This is a genomic window from Marinospirillum alkaliphilum DSM 21637 (genome assembly GCF_900119735.1).
GTDB lineage: Bacteria > Pseudomonadota > Gammaproteobacteria > Pseudomonadales > Halomonadaceae > Marinospirillum > Marinospirillum alkaliphilum.
The window spans coordinates 183,308-201,736 of the sequence record NZ_FPJW01000007.1 but is presented as its reverse complement, the minus strand read 5'-3'; the positions used below and the strand labels follow the sequence as shown (position 1 = coordinate 201,736).

General features: G+C 55.8%; 16 protein-coding genes, 1 other RNA gene and 3 pseudogenes. 11 read left to right on the top strand and 9 right to left on the bottom strand.

The annotated features are described in order from the left end of the window. Window positions 1–300 (bottom strand): annotated as a pseudogene (locus BT114_RS10820) (helix-turn-helix domain-containing protein); the annotation flags it as partial. A gap of 138 nt (window positions 301–438) precedes the next feature. Next, a pseudogene (locus BT114_RS10815) lies at window positions 439–726 on the bottom strand (transposase); the annotation flags it as partial. 315 nt (window positions 727–1,041) lie between these two features. Here BT114_RS10815 and BT114_RS15060 point away from each other — a divergent pair. Further along, window positions 1,042–1,461 carry a hypothetical protein gene (locus tag BT114_RS15060; protein ID WP_218163499.1) on the top strand — a complete coding sequence of 140 codons (420 nt, stop codon included), beginning with the start codon at window positions 1,042–1,044 and terminating at the stop codon, window positions 1,459–1,461. Between the two features lie 325 nt (window positions 1,462–1,786). On the opposite strand, the gene ssrA is transcribed toward BT114_RS15060, so the two are convergent. Both ssrA and smpB read right to left on the bottom strand, forming a co-directional pair. Further along, window positions 1,787–2,146: a transfer-messenger RNA gene (gene ssrA / locus BT114_RS10805) on the bottom strand. A gap of 69 nt (window positions 2,147–2,215) precedes the next feature. Then, window positions 2,216–2,698 (bottom strand): SsrA-binding protein SmpB, encoded by a 483-nt coding sequence (gene smpB / locus BT114_RS10800; RefSeq protein WP_072326477.1) that lies wholly within the window; start codon window positions 2,696–2,698, stop codon window positions 2,216–2,218. A 111-nt stretch (window positions 2,699–2,809) separates the two neighbouring features. Here smpB and BT114_RS10795 point away from each other — a divergent pair, with 111 nt between their 5' ends. After that, entirely contained in the window at window positions 2,810–3,253 is a 444-nt protein-coding gene (locus BT114_RS10795; protein WP_072326476.1) for a type II toxin-antitoxin system RatA family toxin, read from the top strand. After that, the gene (locus BT114_RS10790) at window positions 3,243–3,542 is read left to right on the top strand and encodes an RnfH family protein (protein WP_072326488.1); all 300 of its coding nucleotides are present in this window, start codon (window positions 3,243–3,245) and stop codon (window positions 3,540–3,542) included. The genes BT114_RS10795 and BT114_RS10790 overlap by 11 nt, the downstream gene beginning before the upstream one ends. A gap of 2 nt (window positions 3,543–3,544) precedes the next feature. On the opposite strand, the gene BT114_RS10785 is transcribed toward BT114_RS10790, so the two are convergent. After that, entirely contained in the window at window positions 3,545–3,880 is a 336-nt protein-coding gene (locus BT114_RS10785) for an outer membrane protein assembly factor BamE (RefSeq protein WP_084662155.1), read from the bottom strand. A 110-nt stretch (window positions 3,881–3,990) separates the two neighbouring features. Between BT114_RS10785 and fur the strand changes: the two genes are divergently transcribed. Continuing rightward, window positions 3,991–4,404 (top strand): ferric iron uptake transcriptional regulator, encoded by a 414-nt coding sequence (fur, locus tag BT114_RS10780; RefSeq protein WP_072326475.1) that lies wholly within the window; start codon window positions 3,991–3,993, stop codon window positions 4,402–4,404. Window positions 4,405–4,459: 55 nt separating this feature from the next. Here the strand turns inward: fur and recN are convergent, their stop codons facing one another. Continuing rightward, on the bottom strand, window positions 4,460–6,115 hold the full coding sequence (recN, locus tag BT114_RS10775; protein ID WP_072326474.1) for a DNA repair protein RecN: 1,656 nt from the start codon (window positions 6,113–6,115) through the stop codon (window positions 4,460–4,462). 98 nt (window positions 6,116–6,213) lie between these two features. Between recN and hrpB the strand changes: the two genes are divergently transcribed. The 5 genes from hrpB to BT114_RS10750 all read left to right on the top strand — a co-directional run bounded on the left by hrpB (window position 6,214) and on the right by BT114_RS10750 (window position 12,361). Next, window positions 6,214–8,709 carry an ATP-dependent helicase HrpB gene (gene hrpB, locus BT114_RS10770; protein ID WP_072326473.1) on the top strand — a complete coding sequence of 832 codons (2,496 nt, stop codon included), beginning with the start codon at window positions 6,214–6,216 and terminating at the stop codon, window positions 8,707–8,709. Between the two features lie 96 nt (window positions 8,710–8,805). Next, window positions 8,806–9,435 carry a guanylate kinase gene (gene gmk, locus BT114_RS10765; protein WP_072326486.1) on the top strand — a complete coding sequence of 210 codons (630 nt, stop codon included), beginning with the start codon at window positions 8,806–8,808 and terminating at the stop codon, window positions 9,433–9,435. Between the two features lie 84 nt (window positions 9,436–9,519). Beyond that, the gene (gene rpoZ, locus BT114_RS10760) at window positions 9,520–9,771 is read left to right on the top strand and encodes a DNA-directed RNA polymerase subunit omega (protein ID WP_072326472.1); all 252 of its coding nucleotides are present in this window, start codon (window positions 9,520–9,522) and stop codon (window positions 9,769–9,771) included. Between the two features lie 58 nt (window positions 9,772–9,829). Next, complete coding sequence (gene spoT, locus BT114_RS10755; protein ID WP_072326471.1) at window positions 9,830–11,947, top strand: bifunctional GTP diphosphokinase/guanosine-3',5'-bis pyrophosphate 3'-pyrophosphohydrolase; 2,118 nt, start codon at window positions 9,830–9,832, stop codon at window positions 11,945–11,947. Between the two features lie 24 nt (window positions 11,948–11,971). Beyond that, a complete protein-coding gene (locus BT114_RS10750) occupies window positions 11,972–12,361 on the top strand; it encodes a RidA family protein (protein WP_072326470.1) in 390 nt (129 codons plus the stop codon). On the opposite strand, the gene ribA is transcribed toward BT114_RS10750, so the two are convergent. After that, on the bottom strand, window positions 12,362–13,000 hold the full coding sequence (gene ribA / locus BT114_RS10745; RefSeq protein ID WP_072326469.1) for a GTP cyclohydrolase II: 639 nt from the start codon (window positions 12,998–13,000) through the stop codon (window positions 12,362–12,364). 178 nt (window positions 13,001–13,178) lie between these two features. Between ribA and hemE the strand changes: the two genes are divergently transcribed. Both hemE and BT114_RS10735 read left to right on the top strand, forming a co-directional pair. Continuing rightward, window positions 13,179–14,243 carry a uroporphyrinogen decarboxylase gene (gene hemE, locus BT114_RS10740; protein ID WP_072326468.1) on the top strand — a complete coding sequence of 355 codons (1,065 nt, stop codon included), beginning with the start codon at window positions 13,179–13,181 and terminating at the stop codon, window positions 14,241–14,243. Between the two features lie 75 nt (window positions 14,244–14,318). After that, window positions 14,319–16,349, top strand: a complete 2,031-nt coding sequence (locus tag BT114_RS10735) for an alpha/beta hydrolase (protein ID WP_072326467.1) — start codon at window positions 14,319–14,321, stop codon at window positions 16,347–16,349. 12 nt (window positions 16,350–16,361) lie between these two features. Here the strand turns inward: BT114_RS10735 and BT114_RS10730 are convergent, their stop codons facing one another. Together BT114_RS10730 and BT114_RS10725 are read right to left on the bottom strand one after the other, a co-directional pair. Beyond that, complete coding sequence (locus tag BT114_RS10730) at window positions 16,362–16,955, bottom strand: peroxidase-related enzyme (RefSeq protein WP_072326466.1); 594 nt, start codon at window positions 16,953–16,955, stop codon at window positions 16,362–16,364. A 179-nt stretch (window positions 16,956–17,134) separates the two neighbouring features. Beyond that, window positions 17,135–18,406 (bottom strand): annotated as a pseudogene (locus BT114_RS10725) (O-acetylhomoserine aminocarboxypropyltransferase/cysteine synthase family protein). Window positions 18,407–18,429: the final 23 nt, after the last annotated feature.

Sequence of the window (18,429 nt, the reverse complement as noted above, 5' to 3'; positions counted from 1 at the left end):
TTGAATATAACGGCGCAGACTGCGATCTGAGGCGGGAATGGAGCCGAATTTAGCCTGCAGCTTACGGGCCACCTTGACGGCACTCAGCTTGGGAAACTCACCCAGCAGGTACACCAGATAACTGCGGTAATCATCCAGCTTTTTAGTGCGGCTGGGATCGGACTGCTGACCATGAATGGCTGCTTCCGATAGGCGCAGATACTTGCGAACGGTATTGCGAGAAATGGACAACTGCTTACTGATGGCTCGGACGGAAAGGCCCTGGCCGTTATCATGCAATGCTTTGATTTTATGAATCACAACCCACTCCTTCAAACCCCTTCCCCTTGAGCAAAATGATTCAGGGAAGGTACTGGTTCTGGTGGCCAAAGCCACCCCGGAGGTGGGTCAAAATTAATGGCCAGAAGAGGGTCAGTTTAGTTGGCCATTAACATGGGCAAAATATGCGCTGGCCTTGCGCAGGATCTCGTTCGCCTGGCGCAGCTCGCGCACCTCGCGTTCGAGCGACTTGATCCGTTCGGTCTCACTGGTCGTCGGCCCCGGCCGCTTGCCTTGGTCGCGCTCCGCCTGGCGCACCCACCGTCGCAATGTCTCCGACGTGCAGCCGATCTTCCCGGCCACCGATCCGATCGCCGCCCACTGCGATCCGTGTTCCGACTGGTGCTCAAGCACCAAGCGGACCGCCCGCTCCTGTACCTCAGGGGAAAACTTCGCTGACTTTCTCATCGCTCAATCCTCTCAAGGGAATGAGCCTCCGGGAAAGCCGGGGCGGTTCACCTTCTAGATGGATTGGCTGCGGCGGCTAGTAAGGGCAATGCCCTGGCTCACTACGCGCTGGCGCTGATACACGCCCCTGACGATGAAGACGACCCGGACGCTGGAAGTTCCTATTGGTACTCCCAGGGGCAGCAGGGCCGTGTCCTGACGGGGGTGGAAAAGGAGTGGGCCGAAGCCCACGAGGCTCGTCTCGCTCAAGCCGAGAAGTACTCGCGGCACCTGAGGGAGGCCAGTCGACTGGGGAATCAGGATGCGCTTCTCGACTTGGCGGATCGATTTGACGATCCGTCCTTCTTCGAGCAGTCGCGCCACGGCGTCGATGCTGACCCAGCAGCGATTGCGTCGATCGCAGAACGCATGGGCCGCACTTCAGACGTCAAGCATTGGCTGACGCTGGCTGCCGAGGGGGGAGATACGGACGCCATGCTCCAGCTCATTGAGGAACACGATCAAGGTGACCTACAGCGATGCTGGACGTGGGTGTATCTCTCGCAGTTGGTCGGAACGGATCTGACTCAGGACGCGCACTACGCCATCAACGAGGACGGTTCGGACTACGACGATGACGTCGGCGGTCCAGCCTACGTCGCAGGTTGTGACGGGGTAGATCTTGAACCGCTTGCTCCGGCGCAAGACGCCGCTGCCAGGCTCGCTGCGCAGAAACTGTTTGACCAGATCGAATAGAACGCACGGTAAGACTGCTGGCTTTGCGCTAGGGACGTTTGCCCACTCCGGTAGCCAATGCAGCAATCCAACCGCTTGATTCGTCCGCGCGTAACCCTTTGATCTGTATGGGCCTGCGTTGCGGCCTTTGCGAACTTCGGGCCAGTTCCAGGGAGCGAGGTCGGAGCGAGGAATGGCCAGGAGAGAGTGGAATGTGGCCCGGAACGGCCAATTCGGGCGGCTGGCGAAGTCCGCAGGCTTCCGCAGGAACCCCCCAAGAACACGTGGGAACCGGCGAGATCGCGCAAGAAAAAACCCCAACCGAGAACGGTTGGGGTTTTGTTATTGGTGGAGACGGCGGGAGTTGAACCCGCGTCCGTCGGCACTCTGCCCTTGGATCTACATGCTTAGTTTCGTCATTTGTTTTAACTGGCAGGTCTCCGACGAACAGGATACCCTTCAGCGATCCTTCGATTGAGTTTTAGCAGCGCCGACGAAGGCGATCTTTGCTGCGATCCTGTCTATCTGCGCTCAGTATCTCCATCCGCCTGCGGCAGGCAACATGGTTTCAGGAGTGGCTCAAGCGGCCAGAGCGTAAGTGTCGTCGTTTGCGACTATAACGTTGAAGCAATTGATTTACGAGAGTCACTTCCCTCTCGGCATGCACCTCAGGTTTTGCTACCGGCGTCGAAGCCAGGACGTCCCCTTTAAGTGTTTGTGCATTCTAGCACAGTCCCAACCTTAAACCATCAGCGCCGGGAAAAGTTCCCGATGATTATTTGTTTCGCTCACGCATGATGCGGCCTTTCTGGCGCTCCCATTCGCGGTCCTTGTCGGTGGCGCGCTTGTCATGCAGTTGTTTGCCTTTCACCAGTGCCAGCTGGCATTTGATCTTGTTGCCCTTCCAGTAGATGGAGAGTGGCACACAGGTGTATCCCTTCTGGTTGATCTGTCCCAGCAGGCGGGCAATTTCCTTTTTGTGCAGCAGCAGTTTGCGGGTACGGGTCGGGTCAGCCACCACGTGAGTTGATGCAGTGTTTAGTGGCGTGATATGGGAGCCTAGCAGCCAGGCCTCTTCATTCTTGATCAGGATGTAGGTGTCGGTCAGCTGGCATTTGCCCGCTCGCATGCTTTTGACTTCCCAGCCGGTTAGTACCAGACCTGCTTCGAAAGTTTCTTCGATGTGGTATTCGTGCCTGGCCCGGCGGTTGACAGCAATGGTATTGCTGTCAGGTTTGTTCTTGGATGTTTTACCCATGACTGGTGTTAACTCTTGGCGTAAATTGCCGCAGCAGCAGGAAGTTGCCGGTGCAGACCTGGAGGCTCATGTTAGAATCCAATCCAAAGCGGAAATGAATTGGAGTTGCCTATGAGCCGCATCAGTCGCTCGGCGTTGGTGATGCATTCGGCGAAAGAAATGTTTGATCTGGTCAATGACTGTGAATCTTACCCTAAATTCCTGCCGGGTTGCAGTGATGCACGTCTGATTCACCGTGAGGAAGCCTATCTGGTCGGCGAGCTGGAGCTTTCCAAAGCGGGTATGAGTTATCGCTTCACCACGCGTAATGAGTTGTTCGAGCCTGAGCGCATTGAGCTGAAGCTGGTGGATGGGCCATTTCGTAAACTGGAAGGACGCTGGGTATTTCAGCCGCTGGCTGAATATGCCTGCAAGGTCAGTTTTGATCTGGATTTTGAGATTGCCGGAAAAGTGATCTCGGCTGCCTTGTCTCCTTTATTCAGCCAGATGGCGGCCAGTCAGGTGGACGCTTTTGTAAAACGTGCAGACGAGGTGTATGGCAAGCATGGCGGATGAGCAACGGATATCCATTGAAGTGGCTTATGCTTTACCGGAAAAACAGAAGATTCTCGCTTTGGAAGTGCAGGCCGGTACCAGTGTGCTGGATGCCGCGCTGCAGTCGGGTATGGAGCAGCATTTTCCGGGGCTGGATATCCGTTCCTGCAAGCTGGGTATATTCAGTAAGCAGGTGGCAAAGCCCGACGCGCAGCTTGTGCAGGACGGGGATCGGATTGAAATTTATCGCCCGCTGGTAGCTGACCCCAAAGCATCCAGGGCGCAGCGGGCGGCGCGTCAGTCAGACTGACCTCAGGGTTGGTGGTTGATTTCACTGAGGCGCAGGTTGCCCTGGTCGTCGGGCGTAAACATCAGGCGCAACTTTTCGCGCTCGAGCAGTTTTTCCCCTCTGCGCAGCTGATAGATGTAATCCCACTGGGCCGGGTTGTCTGGTGCGGTCAGCAGTGGCGTGCCTAACAGAAAAACCACCTGTTCCTCGGTCATGCCGGTTGAGAGTTGGGCAATGGCCTCTTCATCCAGGATATTGCCCTGCTGGATATCCAGTTTGAATGGACTGAGCCAGCTACAGCCACCTAATAGCAGCACAAAAAGAGCATAGGTGAGTATTTTGGTCGGTTTTTTCATCATGAATGGGTTTAACTCTGATTCGCTTCGGACAATAATAGTAAGATGAACATGATACTTAAAACACAACGCTTCAGCGAAGCATTCTGATCACTTTTGCAAAGAGAAGTCTGATGGCTGACGAAAACCAGGAATTAAGAAAAGCCGGTCTCAAGGTGACCCTGCCGCGCATCAAGATTCTGCAGGTGTTGGAAAAATTTTCTGAAGATCACCTGAGTGCTGAAGATGTTTACAAGGCGCTGATCGAGAGTGGTGAGGATGTTGGGCTGGCAACGGTTTACCGGGTGCTGACCCAGTTTGAAGCTGCCGGTCTGGTGGACAAGCACAATTTTGATGGTGGCCATGCGGTGTTTGAGCTGTCCAAGGAAGATCACCATGATCACATGGTGAATGTGGACACTGGTGAAGTCATCGAGTTTTTTGATGAGGCCATCGAGCGCCGTCAACATGAGCTGGTGAAAGAGCATGGCCTTGAGCTGGTGGATCATGCGCTGGTGCTATACGTGCGCAAGAAACGCGAGCGCTGATTTCGGTTTAGAGGCTGTGTTTGCCCGGCATCAGCTGGATGCCGGGTGTTGCAACTTAGTGGCGACTGCCGCTGAGCATTTCCCTGGCATGAGCCAGTGTCTGTTCTGACAACTTGATTCCTCCCAGCATCCTGGCCAGTTCGGCCACCCGTCCCTGTTCATCCAGTAACGCCATGTGCGTCAGTGTGGCATTGTCTGCCGTCTGTTTGTGGATATGCAGGTGCTGATCACCCTGGGCTGCCACCTGCGGCAGGTGGGTGACACAGAGGATCTGTCCACGACTGGCCAGTTGTTTCAGCAGTCGACCAACTATTTCGGCGGTGGCACCGGAAATACCAACGTCGACTTCATCAAACACCAGTGTCGGAATGCTGCTGCTCTGCGCGGTGATCACCTGAATGGCCAGGCTGATACGGGATAACTCACCGCCGGAAGCAATGCGTACCAGCGGCTTGGGGGGCTGCCCGGGGTTGGGGGCAATCAGAAACTCCACGTCATCCAGTCCGTTGGGCTGGAAGTGATCCATGGCACGGAAATCAACGCGGAACTGGCTTTTTTCCATGCCCAGATAAGCCAGTTGCTGGTCAATGGCGGTTTCCAGGCGCTGTGCAGCCTGTTGGCGTTGTTCGCGCAGGGCTTCGGTCTGCTGGCGGTAATCACTGGCCAGTTGTTGCAGTTCGTTGTTGAGCTGCTCAAGGCTGCTTTCATCACCGTCCAGTTCTGCCAGTTCCTGTTTCAGGCGCTGGTGCAGAGACATCAGTTCATCGGGCTGGATGTGATGTTTGCGGGCCGTCTGGTAGATGCTGTTGAGTCGCTCTTCCACCCACTGCAGGCGCGCCGGGTCCAGTTCGATATTGCCGGTGTAGTGTTCCAGTTCACGGCTGGCTTCCTGTAACTGGATCTGGGCTTCGGTCAGCATTTGCTGCACTTGTTTCAGGGCTTCAACCTGCACACCTTGCAGCAGGCCCAGTGCACGGTTGACCTGTTGCAAGGCGGCACCTTCCTCATGATCACAGAGTTGCAGTGCTTGCTGGCCGGTCTGGATCAGTTGTTCGGCATTGGCCAGTTGGTGTTGTTCAGCTTCCAGTTCATTGAGTTCTTCATCGCCCAGTGCCAGTTGATCCAGTTCTTCCACCTGGTAACGCAGCAGCTGGATGCGGGCGCGTTGTGCATCATCCTGTTCCCGAAGGTTTTCCAGTTTGCGGCGGGTCTGATTCCAGTTGCGGAAGGTTTCGCTGGTGGCTGCCACGCTGCTTTCCAATCCGGCATAATGATCCAGTACCTGCAGGTGGGTTTCACGGCGCAGCAATGACTGGTGGGCATGCTGACCATGAATGTCCAGCAGGATTTCACCCAGTTCTTTCAAGTGTTGCACCGGGCAGGGCTGGCCGTTGATCCAGGCCTTGGAGCGGCCATTGGCCAGCAGGCTGCGACGCAGGATGCATTCGTCATCATCCAGCTCATGCTGGCGCAGCCAGGCTTTGGCCTGTGGCAGGTGGCTGAGATCAAAACTGGCAGTGATTTCGGCGCGGTCAGCACCGTGGCGAATGCTGTCACTGTCGGAGCGGTCACCCAGTGCCAGTCCCAGGGCTTGCAGTAGAATGGATTTGCCGGCGCCGGTTTCACCGGTGATTACGGTCATGCCGGAACGAAACTCCAGCTCCAGCGCTTCAACGATGGCCAGTTGCCGGATACTGAGACTGACAAGCATGACTGCCTCCTGATTTTTTATACAGTGGTTATTTTATACACTGGCCCTGTTGCTGCTGCAAGGGGCTGGATGAAAAAAGCACAACAGGTCTGATACAGATGAATCCTGCCTTACCCATCGATGCGGTACTTCCGACCCTGCTGCAGCAGTTAAGCCGCAGCGGCAGTTGCCTGCTGGTGGCAGAACCGGGTGCCGGTAAAACCACGCGGGTGCCACTGGCGCTTTTGCAGCAGATTTCAGCGCAACAGGCTTCGGTACAGCAAGGGCGTTGGCTATTGCTGGAACCAAGGCGAGTGGCGGCCAGGTTGGCGGCGGGTTACATGGCTGAGCAACTGGGTGAAGCGGTTGGTCAGACCGTGGGTTACCGGGTGCGCGGTGAGCAGAAAATCAGCAAGGCGACCCGACTGGAAGTGGTCACGCAGGGCATTCTGACCCGCTGGTTGCAGGATGATCCGGCATTGGATGGTGTGACGGGCATCATTTTTGATGAGTTTCATGAGCGCAGCCTCGATGCTGATCTGGGGCTGGCGCTGGTGCGGGATGTGCAGCAGGGTTTGCGTGAGGACCTGCAATTACTGGTGATGTCAGCCACGCTGGATGTTCCTGCGCTGCTGGCTGTGATGCCACAGGACACCCCGGTGGTTCATTGCCCCGGTCGCAGTTTTCCGGTGCATCTGCTGTATCGTCCGGTAGCTTTGCAAGACAGGCTGGAGCAGCAGGCGGCCAGAGTGGTGCGGGAGGCGTTGCAAGCGCATGCCGGTGATCTGTTGGTGTTTCTGCCCGGACAGGCAGAAATCCGTCGCTTGCAGCGGGAGTTGCAGGATCTGGCAACATCGGGTGTGTTGGTGGCAGCACTTTATGGTCAATTGCCGCTGCCCCGGCAGCAGGCTGTATTACGCCCTGACCCGGAGGGTCGGCGCAGGGTGATCCTGTCCACCGCGCTGGCTGAATCCAGCCTGACCGTTCCTGGTGTACGGGTGGTGATTGATGCCGGTCTGGAGCGAGTGCCGGTGTTTCAGCCGCGCTCCGGCCTGACACGTCTGGATACCCGGCGGGTCAATCGTGCCAGTGCCGATCAGCGTGCCGGGCGCGCCGGGCGCGAAGCGGAAGGTTGGTGTTATCGCCTCTGGTCAGCAGAGCAGTTGCTGGTGCCTCACGGTGAACCGGAAATCATGCAGGCGGATCTGTCCGGTCTGGTGGCCGAGCTGGCGGCCTGGGGTATTAAAGATCCTCAGCAACTGGATTGGGTGACACCACCCCCTGCTCCCGCCGTTGCGGTGGGGCGACAAGTGTTGCAGCAGCTGGGATTGATGGATGACCGCATGGGTTTGACACCCCTCGGTCAGAAAGCCCGACGCTGGCCCACAGATCCGCGTCTGGCATTGTTGCTGGAAAAGGCTGCTGAAATGCAGGCCTTGCCGCTGGCCTGCTGGCTGGTGGCCTGGCTGGAAGAGCGACCACAGGGTGACGACCCGGATCTGTTGCACCGGCTGGAACAGCGCCCACAAAAAGCGACCGGTGGCTCTGATGGGCGCTGGTATCAGGCTGCACGGTTATGGGCGCAGCGGGCTGGGTGCACGCTGGAGCTGCAGCGGCTGGATGTGGCGGCGGAACTGTTGCTTTGTGCTTACCCGGATCGGGTGGCCTTGCGGCAGGGCAAGGTGGAAGCAACATCCGGTGGTGCTGATCAGGTCAGTTACAAACTGGTCCGTGGTGGTCAGGCGTTCTTGCCGGCAAGTCACCCGCTGGCGCGCTCAAAATGGTTGATGGTGCTGGATCTGGATGGTCAGGCCAGTGGTGCCAGAATTTATCAGGCCGTGGCTTTGCCGGATGCCGTCATGGCACCCCGACTGCCTGCTGAATCTGACTGGCAGGTGCGGGTGTATTGGGAGGCTTCGCAGCAGCGGGTAGTGGGTGAAGAGGTACAGGCACTTGGCGCTTTGGTGTTTGCCCGTCGCCCGTTGCAACAAATGCCAGCAGAAGCCGTGGCCAGGGCATTGCTGGAAGGTTTGCGGGAGCGTGGCAAGTTGCCCTGGTCGGAAGCGGATCTGCAGTTGCTGGGACGACTGAAACTGCTGCAGCGGGTGCTGGGTGACTCCTGGCCTGAGGTGAGCGAAGCAGCGTTGCTGGCCAGGGCGGAAAGCTGGTTGTTGCCTCGACTGCAGGGCATCACCCGACTGGAACAGTTGCAGAAAATGCCGCTGGGGCAGTGGCTGCTGGACAGTCTGGACTGGAGTCAGCAGCAAGCCTTGGCTCGGTTGGCACCGGTGCAGTGGCGAGTGCCCAGTGGTTCGTGCATCAACCTGGATTATTCCGGTGAGGAGCCGGTATTGGCGGTCAAGCTGCAGGAAATGTTCGGCCAGACAACAACACCTGTAATTGTGGATGGGCGTGTGCCCTTGTTGGTTCATCTGTTGTCGCCGGCACGCCGACCGGTGCAGGTGACCCGTGATCTGGCCGGTTTCTGGGCGGGCAGTTATTTTGAGGTGCGCAAGGAATTAAAAGGCCGGTATCCGAAGCACCCCTGGCCAGATGATCCACTGCAGGCCATGGCCACGGCTCGAACCAAAAAGGCACAACAGCAGTCCGGTTGATGGCTCAGCAACAGGCATGCGTGTTTTGCATCCTTTTCCATGGTGTTTTTGATAGAATCGCAGCATTTTTCAGATCCGAACCATCGGGAGTTCATCATGGCTCAACCCAGAGGCCGTCTTTATATTCTGTCTGCACCTTCCGGAGCTGGAAAAACCAGCCTGGTGGCTGCATTGTTGCAGCAGTTGTCACAACTGGAAGTTTCCGTTTCCCACACCACGCGTGCGCCGCGCCCCGGTGAGCAGGATGGTGTGAACTATCACTTCACCAACCGTGATGCCTTCCAGAAGCTGGTTGATCAGGGTGCCTTTTTTGAGTGGGCGGAGGTGTTTGGCAACTGTTACGGCACGTCGCGCCTGACGGTTGAAGCGCGTCTGGCGGCAGGTGTGGATGTGATTCTGGAAATTGACTGGCAGGGTGCCCAGCAGGTGCGCAAGCAGATGCCTGAGGCCATCAGTGTGTTTATTCTGCCACCTTCACAGGAAGCGCTGCGGCAGCGCCTGACTGCCCGTGGCCAGGATTCCGTGGAAATCATTGAAGGGCGCATGCAGCAGGCGATCAGTGAAATGAGTCATTACCCGGAATATGACTACCTGGTGATCAATGATGACTTTGCCCAGGCGCTGACCGAGCTGCAGGCTATTTTCACCGCCAATCGTCTGCGGCTGGATCGCCAGATGCAGCATCAGGCAGCGCTGCTGGCCAACCTGGTTCCGAACGCCTCCTGATTCGCCCCTTGTTGCCGGACCGGCTGCTCCGTTACAATACTCGGTCCGGTATCCATTTCATTATTGCCAAGCAGGTGTCACCCCATGGCCCGAGTTACTGTAGAAGATTGTCTTGAAAACGTTGCCAACCGCTTTGAGCTGGTGATGGTTGCCACCAAACGTGCCCGTCAGTTGACCATTGGTGGCAAGGAACCCCGCCTGCCTTGGGAAAATGACAAGGCCACTGTGGTGGCGTTGCGCGAAATTGCTGAAGATCTGACCAGCGTTTCCATTCTGGATGAAGCAGACGTTAAACCGGTTGTGGTGCAGGAAGAGCTGCCGCAGCAGGAGTTCTGATTCCATGTGCCGATTCACCCCGCCTGATTGCTACACTGAATACCTGTAAGGTGGGGTGATGAACACCATAGATGATCTCTGTGACCGATTAAAAGGCTATCTGCCGGCTGAAGAAATTCAGCAGGTACGGCGTGCCTATTTTTATGCCGAACAGGCCCATGATGGCCAAAAGCGCAGTTCCGGTGAGCACTATGTCACCCACCCGCTGGCAGTGGCCACCATTCTGGCCAACCTGCACATGGATCACCAGGCACTGATTGCTGCCCTGCTGCATGATGTGATTGAGGATACCGGCATCAGTAAGGAAGCTGTGGCCCGCCAGTTTGGTGAAGCTGTGGCTGAATTGGTGGACGGTGTTTCCAAGCTGACCCAGATCAAGTTCGAGTCCAAGGCTGAAGCTCAGGCGGAAAACTTCCGCAAGATGGTGCTGGCGATGGCTGAGGACATTCGTGTCATCATTGTCAAGCTGGCCGACCGCCTGCACAACATGCGTACTCTGGGCGCACTGCGACGTGATAAAAAACGTCGAATTGCCCGTGAAACCCTCGATATTTATGCTCCGATTGCCAACCGCCTGGGTATCAACACCCTGCGTCTGGAGCTGGAAGACCTGAGCTTTCAGGCCATTTATCCAATGCGTTATGAACGCCTGCGCAAGGCCGTGCAGCAGGTTCGTGGCAATCGCAAGGAAGTGATCAAGAAAATCCAGCAGCGACTGCAGGAACGACTGGAACAGGATGGCCTGAAAGGCCGGGTGATGGGTCGTGAGAAAAACCTGCTGTCACTGTATCGCAAGATGAAGCACCAGAAAAAATCCTTCAGCGACATCATGGATGTGTATGCCTTCCGCATCCTGACCGAAACGGTGGATGATTGTTACCGGGCGCTGGGTACCGTGCACAATACCTACAAACCAGTGCCGGGCCGCTTCAAGGATTATGTCGCCATTCCCAAGGCCAATGGTTACCAGTCCCTGCACACCACCCTGTTTGGTCTCAGTGGCATGCCGATCGAAGTGCAGATACGCACCCGCGAAATGGAAGCCATGGCCAATAACGGCGTGGCTGCTCACTGGCTGTACAAGGCCGGCCAGACCGATCGGCCGATTGCCGAAGGCAGCCATGCTCGTGCGCGTCAGTGGGTCAAGGGCTTGCTGGAAATGCAGCAGCGCGCTGGCGACTCGCTGGAGTTTATTGAACACGTTAAAGTTGACCTGTTCCCAGATGAGATTTATGTGTTCACCCCGCGGGGTGACATCATGGAAATGCCCAAGGGTTCTACGCCGGTCGACTTTGCTTATACCGTACACACCGATATTGGTAATGCCTGTGTGGCCTGCCGCATCGATCGCAAACTGGCTCCCTTGTCAGCCAAGCTGCAAAGTGGTCAGACGGTGGAAATCATCACTGCTCCCGGTGCACGCCCCAATCTGGCCTGGTTGTCTTTTGTCACAACTGCCAGGGCGCGTTCGGCGATACGTCATTACATCAAGCAGCAGCAGAAAACCGAATCTGAAGCACTGGGGCGACGCTTGCTGGATAAAGCTCTGGCACAATTTGATGTGCGGCTGGAGCAGTTGCCGGAAGAGCGCCTGAAGCCCTTGCTGCAGGAAATGGAGGTCACCAGTCTGCCGGAGTTGCTGGAGGCGATCGGGCTGGGTAAACGCATGGCTTATGTGGTGGCCAGAAGACTGCTGGATGATGTTGAAGGTGCTAGCCAGACATCTCAGGATGAAGGCTCCATGATCATCCATGGCACTGAAGGCATGGTGGTGAGTTTTGCCCGTTGCTGCCGACCGATCCCCGGTGATTCGATTCTGGGGCATATCAGCTTTGGCAGCGGTATCGTGGTCCATCGTGACACCTGCCGTAATCTGGCAGATATCCGTGACAATCCGGACAAGTGTGTCAGCCTGCGCTGGGCGGATCAGACCGTTGGTGATTTTGGCGTTAACCTGAAACTGGAAATTGAGCATCAGCGGGGTATCATTGCTCGCATTGCCACGCTGGTAACAGAGATGGATGCCAACCTGGAGCGCATCAGTGTGGACGAGCGAGATGCCCGTCTGTCTACACTCACGCTGGAGGTGCAAGTGCAGAACCGAGTGCATCTGGCCCGAGTGATGAAAAAGCTGCGGCTGATCCCCGAAGTCAGTCGTGTGGTTCGTTTACGTTAACCTCTGAACAAAGCAGGAAAGACCATGAGTAATCGCGCAATCATCAACACCGCCAAGGCTCCTCAGGCCATTGGTACTTACTCTCAGGCCGTCAAGGTGGGTAATACGGTTTACCTGTCTGGCCAGATTGCACTGGATCCAGCCACCATGGAAGTGGTCAGTGGCGGTTTTGAGGCGCAAGCAGTGCAGGTTTTCGAGAATCTGAAAGCGGTTTGTGAAGCCGCTGGTGGCAGTATGGATGAGGTGGTGAAGGTGAATCTTTATCTGACCGACCTGAGCAACTTTGCTACCGTTAACGAAGTGATGGCACGTTATTTCAACAAGCCCTACCCGGCCCGCGCAGCAGTGCAGGTTGCCGCACTTCCAAAAGGTGTGGATTTTGAAGCCGAAGCCGTCATGGTGATTGGCGACTGATCAGTTGTTCTTGTTGTTTTTTGCAGCTGCTTCGGCAGCTGTGAAATCAGCGCTGCTCATCATATGTCCCAGTTTGCTGGCCTTGGTGTCCAGATAACCGGCATTGTGAGGATTAAGTCCGGTAGTGATGGCCAGGCGTTCTGCGACTTGCAGGCCATAGCGCTGTAAGGCATCCACCTTGCGGGGGTTGTTGGTCATCAGGCGTACCGTGCGAATGCCCAGATGTTCCAGCATGACCGGCAGCATGGAGTAGTCCCGCATGTCAGCAGCAAACCCCAGCTTTTCATTGGCTTCCACTGTGTCGGCTCCGGCGTCCTGCAGATGATAGGCGCGGATCTTGTTGATCAGTCCGATGCCTCGTCCTTCCTGGCGCAAATAAAGCAGTGCACCGCGCCCTTCCTCAGCAATACGCTTTAATGCTTCCTGCAGCTGAAAACCACAGTCGCAACGCAGTGAAAACAGTGCATCACCGGTTAAGCATTCAGAGTGAATCCTTGCCAACACTGGCTGATCGCCGCCGAGTTCGCCATAGGTCAGGGCAACATGCTCTTTACCGGTTTCATTGTCCTCAAAGCCATGCATGGTGAATACACCCCAGGGGGTTGGCAAGCGGGATGAGGCAATAAAACGCAGGGTCACAGGTCAGTCTCACAGGTCAATCATGGGATCAAAGTCTGACTATTCTACTCGGTAACAGAGGTAGAGGCAGCCCTTGGTTGTTGTTTTTTGATCTGCAAGACTGACCGGCAAGCCGAAGAAGGCTAGAATGTGCAGATTACTCTTTGAAAACTGACCCTAAACTGTTCAGGAAACCCCCATGTCGGAACTGAAGAATGACCGCTTCCTGCGTGCATTGTTGCGCGAACCTGTTGATGTTACCCCTGTGTGGATGATGCGCCAGGCTGGGCGTTATCTGCCGGAGTATCTGGCAACACGCAAGCAGGCGGGTACTTTTATGGATTTGTGCCGTAATGCAGATCTGGCCTGTGAGGTGACCTTGCAGCCACTGGAGCGTTTTGATCTGGATGCTGCGATCCTGTTTTCCGACATTCTTACCATTCCCGATGCCATGGGATTGGGGCTGTACTTTGAAACTGGAGAAGGCCCGCGTTTCAAGAAAACTGTGCGTACCGAAAAAGAAGTGCAGGATCTGCCGATTCCGGACATGGAAAAGGACCTGGGTTATGTGATGAATGCTGTGCGCACCATTCGCCGTGAGCTGAATGGTCGGGTGCCGCTGATCGGCTTTTCCGGCAGCCCCTGGACCCTGGCAACTTACATGATAGAAGGTCAGGGTAGTCGTGAATACCGTCATCCCAAGGCAATGCTTTATGGTCAGCCGGATGTGTTGCATCAACTGTTGGATAAACTGGCCCAGACGGTGACCGCTTATCTGAATGCCCAGATTCTGGCGGGAGCCCAGGCGGTGCAGATTTTTGATTCCTGGGGTGGCGCACTATCAACACCTGCATACCTGGAGTTCTCCCTGCGTTACATGGAGCAGATTGTTCATGGCCTGATTCGTGAGCATGAAGGACGTAAAGTGCCGGTCATTCTGTTCACCAAGGGTGGTGGTCAGTGGCTGGAACATATTGCAGCCACCGGTACGGATGCGCTGGGCCTGGATTGGACCACCGAACTGGGTGATGCGCGGCGTCGTGTTGGGCATCGGGTTGCCCTGCAGGGTAACTTTGATCCGAGCGCCCTGTTTGCACCGCCCGCAGCCATTCGTGCAGAAGTGGGCCGTATTCTGGACAGTTATGGACCGGGTACTGGCCACGTATTCAATCTGGGTCATGGCATCAACCAGCACGTACCACCGGAACATGCCGGTGCCTTGATTGATGCAGTGCATGAGCTGAGTGCTCGTTTGCATCGCTGAACCCCGAGCCCCTTTAACCTTGCTTAACAGTCTGCTAGTGTTTGGTAACAGAAAACGACAACCGGAGGTGCGTTGATGTTGTCCACGAATGATGATTTTTCCGGGCTGATGTCAGGTTTTATTCATAATATGCCAGCAACACCGCGTCTGACCGCTGATTTGCTGGATGCTGCGGTCATGCTGTCACCAGCAGATAATGTTTCGGGGTTTCGGGATACCCACAACTGGTTAAGCGGGCTGAATGGCCAACTGCTGAAAAACATGATGGCAATATCCCGCCAGCAGGCTGACTGGATGTCACCTTTTGGTGTGCCGCAGGAGTTGTTCACCGGCTGGCTCAAGCCCCTGGTCAAGGCGACGCAGGAAGCGGTGGCTGCAGGGCGTGATCCTGATGCTGTAGCCATTGATAATCTGCGAATTGAGTCTGCTTATGCTGCTCGCATCAAGCGCCTGGTGATCAGTCTGACCCGTGAGGTCAAAGCCAGTCGCGAAGAGCTGGATCAGGGCGGCGATAATATTTCCCGCAAGGGGTACAAGCTGACTTTTGATCGTCAGCAGTGTGAAAAAGCCTGCCGTACACCTGCTGGGCAGACCTGGTTGCTGGGGCAGCTGGCAGCATTGGTACAGCTGGAATGGCAGTACCACAGTTTTGGTCAGACCCGCCTGCGTGCGATGAAAAACCTGTTGCGCTCACTGCTGCAGGTGATTGCTGGTGAGGTGTTCAGTGATGAAACCCGCCAGCCTTACCGCAAGCCCAGTCCGGCAGGGACACAGCGTGAATCGGATGAGCAGTACCTGCAGGAGTGTGAGTCCCGCCTGCTGGCACTGCTGGCGCACGATGCCTTTGATTTGCGCCGTTTTGCTCTGGAATCACCTAATGCCCGTCTGGGTGCCTGCTCCTGGGAAACGGTTCCCGGCTCGGAGCTCTACTCTGTTCGCCTGCGTCACTACCCTCGCCCTGAAGGCGTAGAGCCCAATGGCAAAACCCTTTACATGGCCAGCCCGATGATCAACCGTTGCGAGATCTTTGATCTGGCTCCCGGTAAGTCGGTGGTGGAAGGCATGTTGGCCATGGGTTACGACCTCTACATGGTGGACTATGGCAATCCCGGGCCGGATCAAAGCCATCTTGGGCTGAGCTTTTTTGGCAAAACCGTGCATGACAAATATCTGGACATGATTCTCGAACGTCATCCGGAGCAGTCCATTGAAGTGATGGCCTATTGCATGGGTGGCACACTGTTCATGCCTTATCTGGCTCGACGGATTGAAGAGGCAGAACTGGAAGAGCAGGTTCTGAAAATCCGTCAGGTGGTGCTGATGACCACCCCGATCCTGTTTGATGATGCTGACAGTGGTCACAAACCCATGCGGGATGTGATCCGTGAACATTACACCCCGGAAGTGATGCAGACTTTTTATGGCAGTTGCAATGTGCCACCTCAGACCATTGAGGTGGGTATGCATGCGATTCAGCCGGGTGTGGCTTATACCGTGGCAGAAGGTTTTTATGCTCGTGCCAACTACCCCGGCGCCATCGATGATGCGGCACCTTTCCTGCACTGGCTGAACTCGGGCACACGTTTCCCTGCGCAGGCTCACAGGGAGTGGATCAGTAAAATTTTTCTGGATAATGAAATCTGGGAAGGGCGCTATGTGTTGCCTTCAAAATATCCACAGCTGGATGGCAAGCCGGTCAACATGGACATCCTCAACACGGCGGATATTGCCTTGTTTGATTACCGTGGCCTGCGTGATCCGATTGCACCGGTAGGCTCTTGCAAAACCAGTGAGCGCTGGGGGCGGCATGAAGAGAACCTGCAGATGACCCGTGGTGGACTGAACCGTACCATTGAAAAGAATGTGGGTCACATTTTTGTGGTCAGCAAGATGCTGCTGGGTGACTTCCTGCAGTCGGTCGGTGACTTCCTGAAGGATGAACCACCACCTCATGTACCACTCAAACAGCGGGTAGCAGCGGCTGCAAAGCCAGCAACAACAAACCGTGGTGCTAAAGCAAACACGACTGCTGCAGCTAAAAAACCAGCTCCACGCAAACCCGCAGCTCCCAAAGCAGCCGTTAAAAAGCCTCAGGGTGATGCCTGAGGCCTGGTGTTTTTACGGCTTTTCTCTCGGCACTCGCCCGATCAGGTAAAACTCCGGATTGGGCGGTGTGCCGGTCAGTGACACCATGCGATTGGACAGTCCAAAAAAGGCACTGATAGCCCCGATATCCCAGATGTCTTCGCGGGTGAAGCCAACAGCCATCAACTCCTCGATCCAGCTTTCATTCAGTTCGCCGACTTCAAGCCCGATGTAGAGGGCAAAATCCAGCATCACCCGGTGGCGTTCACTGACAGGCGCGGTGCGGTGATTGATGGCAACCTGATCGGCCAGCAGTGGATCCTTGCTGTAAATGCGCAGAATCGCACCATGTGCCACCACACAATACAGGCAACGATTCTGGGCACTGGTAGCCACCACAATCATTTCCTTTTCCACCGGTGTCAGGGTGTCTGATTCACGTTCCATCAGTGCATCGTGGTAGGCAAAAAAAGCGCGAAACTCAGCCGGGCGGTGGGCCAGCATCAAAAACACATTGGGCACAAAGCCTGCTTTTTCCTGTACGGCCAGAATGGCATCCTGAATATCCTGGGGCAGACCATTGATTTCAGTGGGCAGATCAAAATAAGGGCTGAGACGGTTGGTCATGGGGGTTCCTTTTGTTCTTGTCGGGTTTTTTGTTTTTATAGGTTTTTTGTCAGATCTTTGATGGCAGTAAAGTGTTTTAAACACTTGCAGACTGATGTGCGGCAGCCTGCATGGCAAGCATAAAAAATGCCCTGCCGGTCACCACAAAACCGGCAGGGCAGGTTTGTTGCACTGAGGGATCAGTTGGCCGCTTTCAGTGCCTGTTCCAGATCCGCCAGAATGTCATCAATGTGTTCAATGCCCACTGACAGGCGCACCATGTCTTCAGACACACCAGCCCTTTTCAGCTCTTCGGCGTTTAACTGGCGATGAGTGGTGGATGCAGGAATGGAGGCACAGCTTTTGGCGTCACCGATGTTCACTAAGCGAATGAACAGCTTGAGGGCATCATAAAAACGAACCCCGGCCTCTTTGCCGCCCTTGATGCCAAAGCTGAGGATGCCGGAGGCCTTGCCTTCCATGTACTGCTGTGCCAGTGCATGATCCTTGTGGCCCGGCAGGCCGGCATAGTTCACCCAGGTTACCTGTGGGTGGTTTTTCAGGTATTCAGCCACCTACTGGGTGTTTTCACAGATGCGCTCAATGCGCAGTGCCAGAGTCTCCAGACCCTGCAGCAGATTCCATGCGGACTGGGCGGACAGGCAGGCACCCATATTGCGTAATGGAACCACTCTGGCGCGAGCGATAAAAGCTGCCGCACCTACGTCACGGGTATAACTGACGCCATGGTAAGACACATCAGGTTCATTCAGCAGCGGGAAGCGCTCGGCATGTTCTGCCCAGGGGAATTTTCCTGAGTCAACAATCACACCACCAATGGTGGTGCCATGGCCGCCGATGTATTTGGTGGCTGCGTGCACCACTATGTCAGCGCCCTGTTCAATCGGACGCCACAGGAAGGGGGTGGCAACCGTGTTATCGACCACGACCGGTACACCATGGCGATGAGCAATTTCTGCCAGTCTGGCAATATCAACAACACCGCCGGAAGGATTGCCGATGGATTCGCAATACACGGCCTTGGTTTTGGCATCAATCAGGGATTCAATGGCGGCAAAATCATCCTTGTCAGCAAAACGCACTTCAATGCCTTGGCGTGGCAGGGTGTGAGCAAACAGGTTGTAGGTGCCGCCATAAAGCTCGCTGATGGAAACGATGTTGTCACCGGCTTCGGCCAGGGTCTGGATGGTGTAAGTGATGGCCGCCATACCAGAAGCCACTGCCAGTGCCGCAATGCCGCCTTCCAGTGCCGCAATGCGTTGTTCCAGCACATCACAGGTTGGATTCATGATGCGCGAGTAAATGTTACCCTGTACCTTCAGGTCAAACAGGTCGGCAGCGTGCTGGGCTGAGTCAAAACTGAATGAAGTGGTCTGGTGAATGGGTACTGCCACGGCGTGCTGGTTATCAGGCTGGTAAGCGTGGTGCAGGGCAAGGGTTTCGCGCTTCATGGTGTATCCTTTTCGATAGCAGG